This window comes from Mycobacterium paraintracellulare (assembly GCF_000276825.1).
In the GTDB taxonomy this organism is placed as follows: Bacteria; Actinomycetota; Actinomycetes; order Mycobacteriales; family Mycobacteriaceae; genus Mycobacterium; species Mycobacterium intracellulare.
Genome location: NC_016948.1, coordinates 2825332 through 2838514 on the forward strand (window position 1 = coordinate 2825332; position 13183 = coordinate 2838514).

Here is a 13183-nt window from a genome sequence, read left to right on the forward strand (position 1 = left end):
GCTCAGAACGCCTCGGGGTCGCGCTGCACGGCGGCGGGCACCGGGTGCCGATACAGGCGGGATGCGTTCTCCCAGCTGAACTTCCGGATGACGTCGGACGGCAGGTCGCCGATCTGTTCGTGGATGGTCTGCTGGGTGTGCGGCCACGTCGAGTCGCAATGCGGGTAGTCGGCTTCCAGCATGATGTTGTCGACGCCGATCCGGTCGCGCTGGACGAACGACGACTTGTCCTCGACCGCGCAGAACCAGAAGTTGCGGACCAGCACCTCCGCGGGGGTCAGGCGCTCGCCGAGCGCTTGCCAGGTGCCGTACATCGCGTGATAGCTGAGCATGTGGTCGAGGCGGTCGAGCAGTCCTGCCACCCAACCGATTCCGCCTTCGGACAGACAGATCTTCAGGTCGGGGAACCTGCTGGGCAGCCCCGAGTACAACCAGTCGACCGCCGCGGAGATGGCGTAGGCGAAAAACAGCACGCCCTGCACGTCCGGCGGCGCGTCCGCGGTGGTGGACGGCGACGACCCGGACGATCCGATGTGCAGGTTGACCACGGTGCCGGTCTCGGCGCACGCGGCCATCATCGGATCCCAGTGGTCGGTGTGGATGCTCGGCAGGCCGAGCATCGCCGGATTCTCGCTGAACGTCACGGCGTGAAAGCCGCGGTCGGCGTTCTCGTAGATCATCTTCGCGCCGAGCTCGGGGTCGAGCAGCCACGGCAATTGGCATCCGATGATGCGGTCGGGGTACGAGCCCGCCCAGACGTCGAAATGCCAGTCGTTCCAGGCGCGGACGCAGGCGAGCGCGAGGTCGCGATCGGTGGTCACCTGCTGCAGCCGCTGTCCGGCGAAGCCGGGCAGAAACGAGGGGAAGTTGAGCGAGGCGTAGATCCCGTTGAGGTCCATATCCTTGACGCGCTCGTGGATATCCCATGCGCCCCTGCGCATCTCGTCGAATCGGACGGGTTCGAAGCCGTACTCCGCCACCGGCCGCCCGACCACCGCGTTGAAGCCGACGTTGGGCAGTTCCCGGCCGTCGTACACCCAGGTCTGGCCCCCGGCGTCGGTGTCGACGACTTTGGGCGCACGGTCGGCGAACTTTCGGGGCAGCCGGCCGGCGAAGGTGTCGGGGGGTTCGACGATGTGGTCGTCGACCGAGATGACGGTGTAGCGGCGTCGCGCCCGGGGCGGATCGGGCAGGAAGGTGACCGAACGTTCGGTGCCGGTCTTCGCCGTGGTGAAGTTCAGGTCGGTGGCCAGCTCGTCGATCGATTTCACGCGTCAAACTCCTTGTGGCTCAGGTCAGGACGTCGGGGTCGGCCTTGATCGTCATCCGCGCGGCCCCGGCCCAGTACACGTCGGCGGCCCGTTCGATCAGCGAGCGTTGCATGCCGGCCATATCCGACCACCGCATGGCCACCGGCTGCTTGCCGGTGAGCATGACGTCGTAGGCCAGCTTGCACACCCGTTCGATCGAGGCCGCGCGGTAGACGGCCTCGGGCAGGTTGCGGCCGGTCGCGATGACGCCGTGGTTGGCCAGGATGGTCAGGTTGGCCCCGCCGATGCGGGCCGCGAGATCCGCGGCGCGAGTGGGGCTGTCGATCTCGCCGTCGTAGGTCTCGACCAGGCACAGGTCGTCGAGGAACAGCGACCCGGTCTGGTGCACCAGCTCCGGCAGCCTGCCCAGCGCGGCGAGCACGCATACGTAGTACGGGTGGTTGTGGATGACCACGCGGGCGTCGTCGCGGACGCGGTGCAGTTCGGTGTGGATGTGGATGGCCGGGGTGACGTCCCAGCGGCCGCGGACCACGCGCGCGTCGGCGTCCACCACGCAGATGTCGGAGGCGCTGACCTCCTGCCACCACAGGCCCCAGGGATTGACGAACATGTTCGTCTGGCCGTCGAGCTGCCAGGTGATGTGTCCGGCCATGTTTTCGGCGAAGCCGATGCCGGCGAGGTGGCGGAACGCGATGGCGAGCGCCTGCTCGTGGGACAGCTCGACGCCGATCGGCGGAACCACTGACGGCGCCCAGACTTCCAGCCCGCCACGGCGTGCATCAGGTGCGTTCATGACCAGCCTCCATCCTGGCTCCAATATCCTCGCGAAGTCGGCCTTTGGCTATCTTTCCGCCCGACGAGCGGGGCAATTCGTCGAGAACGATGAGGCGCTCGGGCAGCAGTTCCTTGGAAACTCCCAGCGCCAGCAGGTGTTCGACGAGCTGGGGAAGGTCGATGGTGGCGGAGCCGGTGAGTTCGGCGTAAAGGCAGACCTTCTCGCCGAACACCGGATCGGGCATGGCGACCGCGGCGGCCACCGCGATGGCGGGGTGGGTGGTCACGGCGTCTTCGACCTGGCTTGCGCTGATGTTCTTGCCGCCACGGACGATGAAGTCGGAGGTGCGCCCGGTGACCCGCAGATAGCCGTCCGCGTCGATTTCACAGATGTCGCCCATGCGCATCCACCCGTCGGGGGTGAACAGCTTGTCGTGGTCGGTGCCGCCGAGGTAACCGAGGCTGGTCGCCGGGCCCCGGCACGCGGGCTGGCCCCGACCCGTGTCGGTCACGTCGCGGTCGCCGTCGAAGAGGCGGACCGACATTTCGGGGATGATGCGGCCCCCGGTGCGCAGCCGCCGTTCGCGGGAGTCGTCGACGGTGGTCGCGCTGAGCATCCCCGTTTCGTTCGAGCCGAAGAACTGCAGGATCTTGGCGCCGGTGAGTTCCTCGAATTCGGCCGCCGGGCGATACGGCAACGCCTCGCCGCCGGTGTAGACGACGCGCAGCGAGCTCAGGTCGCGTTCGCGGCTGGCCGGGTCCGCCATCAGCATGGTCAATTGTGTGCTGACGCAGCATAATACGGTGACCCTGTGCCGGGCGATGGCCTCGCAGGTGGCTTTGGTGGTGAACCGGTCCAGGAGCACCGCGGTGGCGCCGAGGTAGATCGGTGTGGTGTGGCTGGTCCAGAGCCCGAACCCGAACGGCGTGGGTATCACCGGCAAAAAGACGTCGTCCGGCGCCAGCAGCCCGTTGGCGACGGCCTTCTGGTGGAAGTAATGCCAACGGTTCTGGGTGTGCACGACACACTTGGGCAGCCCCGTGGTCCCGGAGGTGGAATTGATCAGGAAAACGTCGTCGGGGCCGAGGCGGGCGTCGGTCGTGAGCGCGGTGGGTTTCGCGCCGACGTCCAGGCGAAGGGTCCGGTCCAGCAGCAGCGCCGGCAGCCCGAGTTCATCGGCGACGCCCGCGGCGGCCTCGCGGTGGGGCTCATCGCTGATCAGGGCCTTCGGCTGGGCGCTGCGCAGTATCGCTGTGGCCTCGCGGGTGCCGGCCCGTGCGCCGACGCCGACGACCACCGCCCCGCAGCGTTCGATGGCGACGAACAGGGCGTGGATGGCCGCGGAGTCACGGTGCCATACCGCGACCCGGTCCCCGCGCGTGACGCCGGCACCGGCCAGGGACTGCGCCAAACGTGTTGCGGCGTCGTCGAATTCACGCCATGTCAGCGACGCTTCGGGGTGGTCGACATAGGCGAGGCGGTTTGGGGTTTGCGCGGCGTTGCGGCGCACGGCGTCCGACAGCGTCGTATCGCACCACCAGCCGGCCTCGCGAAACCGGGCCGGGTCCTGTTCGGAGAATGCCGGCGACGACTCGATATCCAGCCCGCCGGCGCTCATTCGGTCAATGATAGGAAGCGACGCGGGGCCCGGTCTCGCTCCCGCCGAGAAACAGCCGGCTAGGGATTCCTCGGGGCGGGAGTGGAGCGCTGCGTCTTGGCGGGAACATTCGGAGGGTGGGCCCGCGGCTTGTGGCAGTTATGCAGGCACCCGCAATTGAGGCCGATGATGCACCCGTTTCCACCGGTGGGTTGCACGCCGTCGGGATCGCTTTGCGAAACGGGCAGGGGGCTGGACAAAGCTGCTGACGTTGTCGGTCCTGTCGCGCTGCCGGCCGAGGAGCCCAGCGCGAGGACGAACGCGGCCACCCCCGCGCAGAACGTGGCTCCTGTTCTTTCGTTTCGGCTCCCCACGGGGCGGGAGTGTAGTTAGCCGAATGGAGATACACGGGACGCGCGCGCACCCGCAAGGACACTCCAAGGAGTCACCAAGAATCCTCTAAGGCCCGTCGCCGGGGCGTTGATTCGTTGTCCGGGGCGCCATTTCCCGCGCCCGGGTCCGCTGCCGCGCCCTTGCCGTCCGGATGGCATAGGCTGCGGCGCTGACCGCGAACATCGCCGCGGTCAACAACAGCCACCGACCCAGGAATGGGTCCTGGGTCTGGCCGGTCGCCGCCCGGTACGTGGCGCCGCCCTGCCTGATGATGCCGGGAAGGAACACCAGCAGCGTGAGGCCCGCCCCCAGCGCGGGCACCCGGAGATGGTTGAGCACGGGCACGTCGGGACCGGGGCGCGGCGCTCGGCGGGACAGCAGCCGGTCGAGGCCCGCGTAGACCGGGAACAACACCAGATCGTGGGCGACGACGGCCCCGGCGAACCACACGACGATCGACTGCCACCACACGTCGGGGTTCCACAGCGTGGCCGGTTTGACCGTGGCGACCACGTAGCCCAGCACCGCGAATCCGGCGATCATCGTCAGCAGGTGCAGCGGGTGGGACCCGTAGAGCCTCGCGAACGCGTTACGCATGGGCGGCCGTGCGGAAGTCAATGGCGGCCACCCATTTGGTGTTGTGCACGCCGGGCAGCGCGGGCACGATGATGCGCGCGGGAAAGCCGTGGTCCGGCGACAGGTCGGTGCCGTTGACCCGCAGCGCCAGCAGCGCGTCCGGGTGCCGCACCTGGTTGCCCTGCAGGGTGGCGCCGGCGAAGGCGCCGGAGCGTTCCAGCGACGACACGCGCGCCGAATCCGGCGCGGGCACACCGGCGAGGCGGGCGAGTTCGGCCAGCCGCACCCCGCTCCACGTTTGGGTGGTCGACCAGCCCTCCACGCAGGCGATCGGTAAAACGGCGGTGTGTTGCGGCATCGCCAGCAGCGCGGCGCGGTCGACGGTCACCGGCCGGGGGCCACCGGTCATCGTTAGCCGCCATCGGTCGGCGGTGTCCAAAGGCGAGATGCCGGCGGCCGCCGCGGTCCGGTTGACCTCGAAGTCATTGGGCCCGTTGCCTCGGCTGCGCCCGCGCGGCAGGAGTAACGCGGCGGGCCGGGCGTACCCGCCGACGGTTTGACCGGCGGTGATGAGCGCGAGGAACAGCGCGCCCCCGCCCACCAGTGCCAGCGCGCCGCGGCGGCTCATCGTCGCGGGGCCGGGGTCGGCGGCGACCAGGGAGTCGGGCTGCCAGGGCTGCGGCTTGGTATCGGCGCGTGCGGTGCGCAGCACCTCGCGCAGCGGCATCGAGCGCAAACCGGACCACATGCGCCGGCTCTTGATCGCCACGTGCACGACGAAGCCGGTGATGAAGACCCAGGCGCCGAAATAGTGGGCGGTGTAGAAGCTGAATCCGAAAATGTAGTCGTACTGGATGTTCAGCACGCCGGTGACGATCTCGAACAGGATGCCCCCGACCAACATCAGCAGCGAAACCCGTTCCAGCAGTTGGGCAACCGACCGTGCGGGCGGCACCACGAACAGTCGCGGTATCACCGACCACAGCTTGGCGAGCACCACGGGGATCAACACCAAACCGAGCCCGACGTGGAGTCCCTGGGTCAGCCGGTACAGCCACGACGGATCGGTGGGCCAGTCGAAGGTCGGCAACTTCAGCCAGCCGACGTCGCCCGGGATGGCCTGGCCGAGTCGCGGCCCGTAGGCGATGTAGGACAGCAGGCCGGTGAGGATGACGATCGGCAGCGTCACCAAGAGCACCGAGCCGAATACCGCTGTCAGCCAAGGTCCGCGCAGCGGGCTGCGCCACAGCCGCGCGGGTAGGCCGCTGGCGGTCCGAATGAGATGCACCATCGATCATCATTCACGAGGGGCCGGCGATAGCGGTTCATTTCGCTGATCCTCGCCGAGCGGCGCGAACCGAGGGTGCGGTCAGTCGTTGCCGCGCGGTGGCGGCTGCACCGCGACGCCGCCGGACTCGTGTTCGGGGCCCGCGGCCGGGTGTTCGGCCGGGACACGTTCGCGGAAGCGGGCGCCCTCGCTGGGCCGCTGCATCCCCGGCCGGTCGGTCGGGCTTCGGTACGGTCCCGGTTTGCGCCGCGGCTTCCCACCGGGGAAGGCCAATCGAAAGATGGTGCGGTGCACCATCAACCACTGCTTCGAGAAGCGGCCGGAGTTGTACGGCAGTTCGTAGCGTTCGCAGATGTCTTTGACCTTCGGCGCGATCTCCGAGTAGCGGCTGCTTGGCATGTCGGGATAGAGGTGGTGTTCCACCTGGTAGCCGAGGTTGCCGCTGATGACATGGAACAGCGGGCTGCCTTCGATGTTGGCGGCGCCGACCAGCTGGCGTACATACCACCCGCCGCGCGTCTCGTTCTCGACCTCTTCGGGGGTGAAAGTGTAGGTCTGGTCGGGAAAATGGCCGCAGAAGATGATGGCGTGCGCCCACACATTGCGGATGACGTTGGCCAGCGCGTCGGCGCCCAGGGTCCGCAGATAGGTGCTTTCCACCCCCGGCAAGAGCTTGTCCAGCAGATCCGCCGCCGAGCCCAGGCGACCGCCACCGGCCCTGCGCAGCGCTTTGCCCACCCGCGACCGCGGGGGCTGATCGAGCCTGCCGCGTGCGGCCAGCTGAACGAGCGCGAAGGCGCCGGCGCTGATCAACGGCCAGCCGAGGTAGTCCTTGATGATCTGCGCGCGCGCCTTTCCGCTGATGCCGCGCAGGTCCTTGCGCACCTCCGACCAGGGCTTCTCGCGGCGCCGGATGGCCTCGATGTCCATGTCGTGGATCGCCACACCCCACTCGAACAGCAGCGTCAGCAGCAGGTTCGAGATCGGCTGGAACAGGTACCGCGGGGCCCACTTCTGCGCGGGATCGATGCGCAGGAGTTCGTAGCCGAGGTCTTTGTCTTTGCCGAGGATGTTGGTGTAGGTGTGGTGGATGTAGTTGTGGGAATGCTTCCACGCCTCGGCGGTCGAGGCGGTGTCCCAATCCCACACGGAGGAATGGATATCGGGATCGTTCATCCAATCCCATTGGCCGTGCATCACATTGTGGCCGATCTCCATGTTCTCGAGGATCTTGGCCATTCCCAGGCAGGCGGTTCCCAGGATCCACGCGGTTTTCGAACGCGATCCCAGCAGCAGGATGCGGCCGGCCACCACGATCTGTCGCTGTACCGAGATGACCGTCTTGATGTAGCGCCGATCCCGCTCGCCCAGATCGGCGAACACCTCGTCATGGATCGCATCGAGTTCCTTGGCGAGTTTTTCGAGCTCTCGTTCGCTCAGGCGCTCAAGGGGGCTTTTCATCGTCTTTTCCGCGACGGAGGTCACCGGCCGCTCCTTTCGATCACAGTGCGAGTTTCACGTCGCCTTCGGCGGTGTTGATGCAGATTCGGACGTCCTGTTCGGTGGGCTCGATGACGTCACCCGAGCGCAGGTCACGCAGCTTGCCCGACTTCAGGGTCCCGACGCAGGTGTGGCAGATGCCGATTCGGCAGCCGTGGGCCAGATTGAGGCCGGCCTTCTCCCCCGCCTCCAAGATCGAGGTGCCGCCGTCACATTCGACGGACTTCTCACTGTCGAGAAAGCACACCGTGCCGCCCTCTCCGGCGTTGGCGTCGCCACCGATCTTGGGCTGGAACCGTTCGAAGTGCATTCGTTCGCGGTCGGCGTTGCCTTCCCAGTGCTCGATCAGCGCGTCGAGCATGTCGCCGGGACCCGAGCTGAACGTCTCGCGTTCGCGCCAGTCCGGGCAGGCGTCGTCCAGGTCGTCCGGCTTGAGCCTGCCCCGCTCGGAGGTCAAACGCAGATCCAGCCGCATGCCGGGGTGCCGGCGGTCGAGGTCTTCGAGGACGGACAGGAACATCACCTGCTCGCGGGTTCGCGCGGAGTGGATGACCACGACGTCACCGAACGCGTCGCGATGGTCGAGGCTGCGCAGCATGCTGATCACCGGGGTGATGCCGCTCCCGGCGCTGATGAACAGCAGTTTGGGCGGCAGCGGTTCGGGCAGGGTGAAGACGCCTTCGATCTCGCCGAGCCGGACCAAGTCCCCGGGCTGGATCCGTTGCACCAGATACGGCGACACCACACCCCCGTCCACCTTCTTGGGCGTCACGCTGATCAGCCCGTCTTCGGGCACCGGATCCGACGTGAGCGAATACGCGCGCCAGTGGTAGACCCCGTCGATGACGACGCCGAGCCGCACGTACTGCCCGGGCTGGTGACCAGGCCATTCATAACCCGGCCTGATCAGGACGCTGGCCGCTTCCGAGCCCTGCGGCTCGACGCGCTCGACCTTTCCGCGCAGCTCCTTGGTGGTCCACAGCGGATTGATCATCTCCAGGTAGTCGTCGGGCTGTAGCGGGCTGAACAATCGCCGCACCGCGCGCAGGAACAGCCGACGCCCGCGTGGGACGTGGGGCCGGGCACCGCGTTCAGCCATAACAACGGAGTACACAGTTGTACACCGACCCAAACCGCCAATCTGAATCTGCTTGGGACACATGGTTACACATATGCAAAATGCGCATATCGGCATCGCTTATCCGTTCACCATTCGGTGTTGGGCGGGGACGGCGCCCTGCGCGGCTAGTGTCGGTGGGTGTGTTGATCGGCTTTCTGCTCGCGTTGGGCTGCTCGCTCTGTTACGGCACCGCGACCGTGTTGCAAGCGGCGGGGACGCGATCGGTGGAAGCGGGCAGCGGCTCGGGCGTCGACGCCGTGCTGCTGCTGCGGGCCGTCCGGCAGTGGCGCTACCTGGTCGGGATCGGCCTCGACGTCGTCGGGTTTGTCCTTCAGGTGGCCGCGCTGCGGCTGGTTCCGATCTACGTCGTCGCCGCGGCGTTGGCCGCCTCGATCGCCGTCACCGGGGTCGTCGCCGCGTGGGTGTTGTCGGCCCGGTTGTCGCCGGTCGAGTGGTGCGCCGTCGGCGTGGTCTGCGCCAGCCTCGTCGCCCTCGCTGTGGCCGCCGGGCCCGGGCATTTTCGACACGCCCCGGCCGGGCTCGGCTGGGCGCTCCTGGGCGTGGTGGCCGCGGTACTGATCGCCGGTTTCGCCGCCGGGCGTCTGCCCGACCGCGCGCGAGCGCTCGCGTTGGGGCTGGGTGCCGGGACGGGCTTCGGCGTCGTCGAGGTCGGTGTGCGCCTGATCGACGTGATCGATCCGACCACGCGGTCGTTCTACACCAACCCCGCCCTGTACGCGGCGGCCGCGGGTGGCGCCGCCGGATTTCTGTTGCTCACCTCGGCTCTGCATCGCGGATCCGTGACCACGGCGGTCGCGGGCATGGTCGTCGGCGAAACCCTCGCGCCGGCGTTCGTGGGGGTGGCGTGGTTGGGTGACACGGCGCGCGACGGGCTCGGTGGGCTCGTGATCGCGGGATTCGCCGTCGCGGTGGCGGCGACGTTGGTGCTGGCGCGGTTCGGGGAAGCGCCGGCGCCCAGCGAGGCCGGTGGGGCCGACGCTGTCTCGGGCCGCTGATTCAGGCGCCGGCGATGGTGGATGCCGAACGGCCGTCGGCGTTTTCGTCGGCCGCAGCGTAGGTGGTGCCGCGGGCGGGCCGCGTCCACAACACAGCGCCCTCGGCGCTGGGGCCCGCGGCGATGAGCGCGCGCTTGAGGATCTTGTTGGTCGCGGTCGCGGGCAGCTGGTCGTTGATGCGCACGTAGCGCGGCCACGCCTTGGGTGACAGATCGGGTTGCGACGCCAGGAATCTCCCGAAATCGTCCGGCGTCAGTTCCGCCCCGGCGCGCGGCACGATCGCGGCCATCACCTGGTCGCCGACCTGGTCGTCGGGCACGGCGTAGACGGCGACCTGGCTGATGCCGGGCATCCGCGCCAGGATCCGCTCGATCGGTGCGGCGGCCAAGTTCTCGCCGTCCACCCGCATCCAATCGGAGGTCCGCCCGGCCAGGTAGATCCAGCCGTCGGCGTCCCGGTAGGCCAGATCGCCCGACCAGTACATGCCGTGGCGCATGCGCTCGGCCGTGGCGCCGGGATCGTTGTAGTAGCCGGCGAACGGTCCCGCGCCCTGGGTGTTGACGAGTTCGCCGACGGCCTCATCGAAGTTGGTCAGCGCCCCGTGCGCGTCGAACGTCGCGACGTCACATTCGGTCAGTGTCGTCGAGTTGTAGATGCTCACCCCGGGGTAAGGCTTGCCGATGGAACCGGGCGGGGTGCCGTCTTCTCGGACCACGATCACCGCGAACTCGCTGGATCCGAAGCTGTCCACCACCCGGCAACCGAAACGCCTTGCGAATTCGGCGATATCGCGATCGGTCGCCTCGTTGCCGAAGGCCACCCGCAGGGTGTTCTCGGCGTCGTCGGGACGCTCCGGGGTGGACAGGATCAACGCCAGGGGCTTGCCGACGTAGTTCAGGTAGGTCACGCGGTAGCGGCGCACGTCCTCGAGGAACCGCGACGGCGAAAACTTGGCGGGGACCATGGTGGCGCCGCAGCCGATGGCCACCGCCCACCCCGCGGCGACGCCGTTCGAATGAAACAGCGGCATCGCCAGGTAACACACGTCGGCGGCGGTGACGTCGTACTGGAAGATCAGGCTGGCGCCGCACATGATGGCCATCCCGTGCGCGAACCGGACCACCTTGGGGTCACCGCTCGTCCCCGAGGTGAAGATCATCATGAGCGTGTCGGCGGCGGCGACCTCGCGGTGCGGGGTCAGCGGTGGCGCCGCGGTCACCGCCTCGGCGTAACTCGTCCCGTCCACGTCGAAAACCTGAATTCCGTTGAGATCCAGGCCCTCCAGCAGGGGCAGGTGATCGCGGTCGACCAGCAGGATCTGGCAGTCCGAGCGCCGGATGTCGGCGAGCAGCGCGGGTCCGCGGCGGGTCGTGTTGAGGCCGCACAGCACGTAGCCGCCCAGCGCGGCCGCGGCCATCGCCCGCAGCATGGCCGGTGAATTGCCCAGTGCGGCACCGACATGCAGCGGCCGGGTGGGGTCGGCGCGCGAGATCAGGGCAGCCGCTTCGGCCTCGGCTTCGGCGAGGTGCTCGCGCCAGGTCCACGTCTTCTCGCCGTGGGCGATCGCGGGGGTGTCCTCGTGCCTGCGCTGCCGCAACAGCTGCTGAACCGTCTCCGGCACCGTCTCACTTCCTCCGTGCTGTCATCGGGTCGTCATCACCAACCCGGCATAGTCGCGGGCCGCCACGTCATCGCAGTGCCGACGGTAGGTACCAAACCCGCCGATGTAGGGCATGAAGACTCGCTTCTTGCCCTCGATGTTGGCGCCCAGGTACCACGACGATGCCGCCCGGGGGAACAGCGTCTGCTCGGCCGCTTCGGCCACCTGCTCGGTCCAGGCGACGGCGGCGTCACGGCTCGGTTCGATCTCGCTGACGCCGCGCCGCCGCGCGGCCCGCACCAGCTCGATGACCCAATCGACCTGAACTTCGGCGTGCAGCACCATGTTCGCCAACACCGACGGGCTGCCCGGCCCGCTGATCGTGAACAGGTTCGGCAGGCCCGGCACCATCAGGCCGAGGAAGGTGAGGGGGCCATCGGACCAGATTTCGCGCAGCCGCTCCCCCCGCGGCCCGCGCGGGTTGATCCGCGTCAACGCGCCTGTCATGGCGTCGAACCCGGTCGCGAACACCAGCACATCGCAGGGGTACGTCGCCGCGGGGGTCCGCACGGCGTCGGCGGTGATCGCCTCGATGGGCTCGCGGCGCAGGTTCACCAGCCGCACGTTGTCGCGGTTGAAGGTGGCGTAGTAGCCGTCGTCGGTGCAGATCCGTTTGGTTCCGATCGGGTGGTCCACCGGGATCAGGTCGGCTGCGACCGCGGGATCGGCGACGATTTCCCGGATCCGCTCCTCGGCGAACTTCCTGGCGACCTCGTTGGCCGACGCGTTGCGGGTCTGGTCGGGGAAGGTCTTCGCGAAAAGAACCCCGCCCTCGCGCCAACGCTCCCACAACGCCGCTGCCCGCTCCTCGGGGTCGGTGTCGACGGCGTTCTTGTGGTAGCTGCCGTGCGGCGTGCCCGCCGACGCGTAGGCCGAGGCGCGGCGCCGCTCGGGGTATTGCTCCTGGATCTGCCGCTGTTCGTCGGCCGACCACGGCCGGTTGGGCATCGGGATGGTGTAGTTCGCGGATCGCTGGAATACGACCAGGTTTTCGGCCTGCGAAGCGATGATCGGCGCAACCTGGATCCCCGATGATCCCGTGCCGATGAGCCCCACCCGCTTGCCGCGCAGATCGGGATCCTCGCGCGGCCAGGCGGCGGTGAAATACACCTCTCCCGAAAAGTCTTGCACGCCCGGGATATCGGGCCGGTTGAGTGCCGACAGGCACCCGGTGGCGCACAGGAGGAACTGCGCCGCATGGCTTTGTCCGGTCGCGGTGTCGACCTGCCAACGCCCACCCTCGAAGGCCGCGCCGACGACGTCGACGCCGAACCGGTAGTGGCGGCGCAGGTCGAAGCGGTCGGCGACGTGCCGAAGATAGGCCAGGATCTCCGGTTGGGCGGCGAAGCGTTCGCTCCACTGCCAGTCGCGCTGCAGATTTTCGTCGAAAGAGTAGGAGTAGTCCACACTTTCGACGTCACAACGTGCGCCCGGATAGCGGTTCCAGTACCAGGTGCCGCCCACGTCGGGCGCCGCCTCGAGCGCCGTCACCGACAGCCCCGCCGAGGCGGCTCGGTGCACGGCGTACAGCCCGGCGAACCCGGCACCGATGACGATGACGTCGCTCATTTCGGTCATGCGGGCCGATACCTCAGTAACGTGATCCCGTCTTCGAGATCGCAGAACACCGGCTCCACCCGCATGCCGATCCGGACGTCGCCGGGATCGACGTCGACCAGCTCGGTGCTGAATTTCGGCCCGGCGTCCCACTGCACCACCGCGAGCAGCTGCGGCAGCGCGTCGGCCCACGGCGGGCCGGTGGGCCGGCGGGCGATCGTGAAGGTGTACAGCGTTGCGGCGCCGTCGATCTCACGCCATTCCAAATCGTCGGCCAGGGTCCCCGGGGCCAGCGTGCGCGGGTAGAACACGTGCCGCCGAAGCGACGGCGAGTACTGCACCAGGATCCGGTGCTGCGCCAGGCCGTCCCAGAACGGCCGGGACACCGGTGTGGGCTCGGGGACGAGCGCATCGTCGCGGCGGGCCATCG

11 protein-coding genes are annotated in these 13183 nt (G+C 68.4%); 1 reads left to right on the forward strand and 10 read right to left on the reverse strand.

Annotation, left to right across the window (positions count from 1 at the left end; genetic code table 11):
* Positions 1-2: 2 nt before the first annotated feature.
* The 7 genes from OCQ_RS13130 to OCQ_RS13160 all read right to left on the reverse strand — a co-directional run bounded on the left by OCQ_RS13130 (position 3) and on the right by OCQ_RS13160 (position 8499).
* Entirely contained in the window at positions 3-1271 is a 1269-nt protein-coding gene (locus tag OCQ_RS13130; RefSeq protein WP_009952383.1) for an amidohydrolase family protein, read from the reverse strand.
* 19 nt (positions 1272-1290) lie between these two features.
* Positions 1291-2064, reverse strand: coding sequence for a class II aldolase/adducin family protein (locus tag OCQ_RS13135; protein WP_050782779.1), 774 nt, complete (start codon positions 2062-2064; stop codon positions 1291-1293).
* Complete coding sequence (locus tag OCQ_RS13140; RefSeq protein ID WP_014384824.1) at positions 2051-3664, reverse strand: class I adenylate-forming enzyme family protein; 1614 nt, start codon at positions 3662-3664, stop codon at positions 2051-2053. Before OCQ_RS13140 ends, OCQ_RS13135 begins: the two co-directional genes overlap by 14 nt.
* Positions 3665-4102: 438 nt before the next feature.
* Positions 4103-4633 (reverse strand): hypothetical protein, encoded by a 531-nt coding sequence (locus OCQ_RS13145; protein WP_014384825.1) that lies wholly within the window; start codon positions 4631-4633, stop codon positions 4103-4105.
* Positions 4626-5903, reverse strand: a complete 1278-nt coding sequence (locus OCQ_RS13150) for a molybdopterin-dependent oxidoreductase (RefSeq protein ID WP_014384826.1) — start codon at positions 5901-5903, stop codon at positions 4626-4628. Before OCQ_RS13150 ends, OCQ_RS13145 begins: the two co-directional genes overlap by 8 nt.
* A 78-nt stretch (positions 5904-5981) precedes the next feature.
* Positions 5982-7385, reverse strand: a complete 1404-nt coding sequence (locus tag OCQ_RS13155) for a fatty acid desaturase family protein (RefSeq protein WP_014382684.1) — start codon at positions 7383-7385, stop codon at positions 5982-5984.
* 16 nt (positions 7386-7401) lie between these two features.
* A complete protein-coding gene (locus OCQ_RS13160; protein WP_014382685.1) occupies positions 7402-8499 on the reverse strand; it encodes a ferredoxin reductase in 1098 nt (365 codons plus the stop codon).
* 149 nt (positions 8500-8648) lie between these two features.
* On the opposite strand from OCQ_RS13160, the gene OCQ_RS13165 reads away from it, so the two are divergent.
* Positions 8649-9536, forward strand: a complete 888-nt coding sequence (locus tag OCQ_RS13165; RefSeq protein WP_014384827.1) for a DMT family transporter — start codon at positions 8649-8651, stop codon at positions 9534-9536.
* Position 9537: 1 nt separating this feature from the next.
* Here the strand turns inward: OCQ_RS13165 and fadD1 are convergent, their stop codons facing one another.
* From fadD1 to OCQ_RS13180, 3 genes are read right to left on the reverse strand one after another with little or no spacing between them, the layout of a single operon-like run.
* Positions 9538-11157 (reverse strand): fatty-acid--CoA ligase FadD1, encoded by a 1620-nt coding sequence (fadD1, locus tag OCQ_RS13170; protein WP_014384828.1) that lies wholly within the window; start codon positions 11155-11157, stop codon positions 9538-9540.
* Positions 11158-11178: 21 nt separating this feature from the next.
* Positions 11179-12774, reverse strand: coding sequence for a flavin-containing monooxygenase (locus OCQ_RS13175; RefSeq protein WP_014384829.1), 1596 nt, complete (start codon positions 12772-12774; stop codon positions 11179-11181).
* Positions 12771-13181, reverse strand: coding sequence for a Zn-ribbon domain-containing OB-fold protein (locus OCQ_RS13180; protein ID WP_014384830.1), 411 nt, complete (start codon positions 13179-13181; stop codon positions 12771-12773). The genes OCQ_RS13175 and OCQ_RS13180 overlap by 4 nt, the downstream gene beginning before the upstream one ends.
* Positions 13182-13183 lie beyond the last annotated feature (2 nt).

Bases quoted from the DNA above. Each gene is read 5' to 3' on its own strand.
- OCQ_RS13145 (WP_014384825.1), bottom strand. From the start codon at position 4,633: ATGCGTAACGCGTTCGCGAGGCTCTACGGGTCCCACCCGCTGCACCTG.
- OCQ_RS13160 (WP_014382685.1), bottom strand. From the start codon at position 8,499: ATGGCTGAACGCGGTGCCCGGCCCCACGTCCCACGCGGGCGTCGGCTG.
- OCQ_RS13135 (WP_050782779.1), bottom strand. From the start codon at position 2,064: ATGAACGCACCTGATGCACGCCGTGGCGGGCTGGAAGTCTGGGCGCCG.
- OCQ_RS13175 (WP_014384829.1), bottom strand. From the start codon at position 12,774: ATGACCGAAATGAGCGACGTCATCGTCATCGGTGCCGGGTTCGCCGGG.
- OCQ_RS13150 (WP_014384826.1), bottom strand. From the start codon at position 5,903: ATGGTGCATCTCATTCGGACCGCCAGCGGCCTACCCGCGCGGCTGTGG.
- OCQ_RS13140 (WP_014384824.1), bottom strand. From the start codon at position 3,664: ATGAGCGCCGGCGGGCTGGATATCGAGTCGTCGCCGGCATTCTCCGAA.
- OCQ_RS13180 (WP_014384830.1), bottom strand. From the start codon at position 13,181: ATGGCCCGCCGCGACGATGCGCTCGTCCCCGAGCCCACACCGGTGTCC.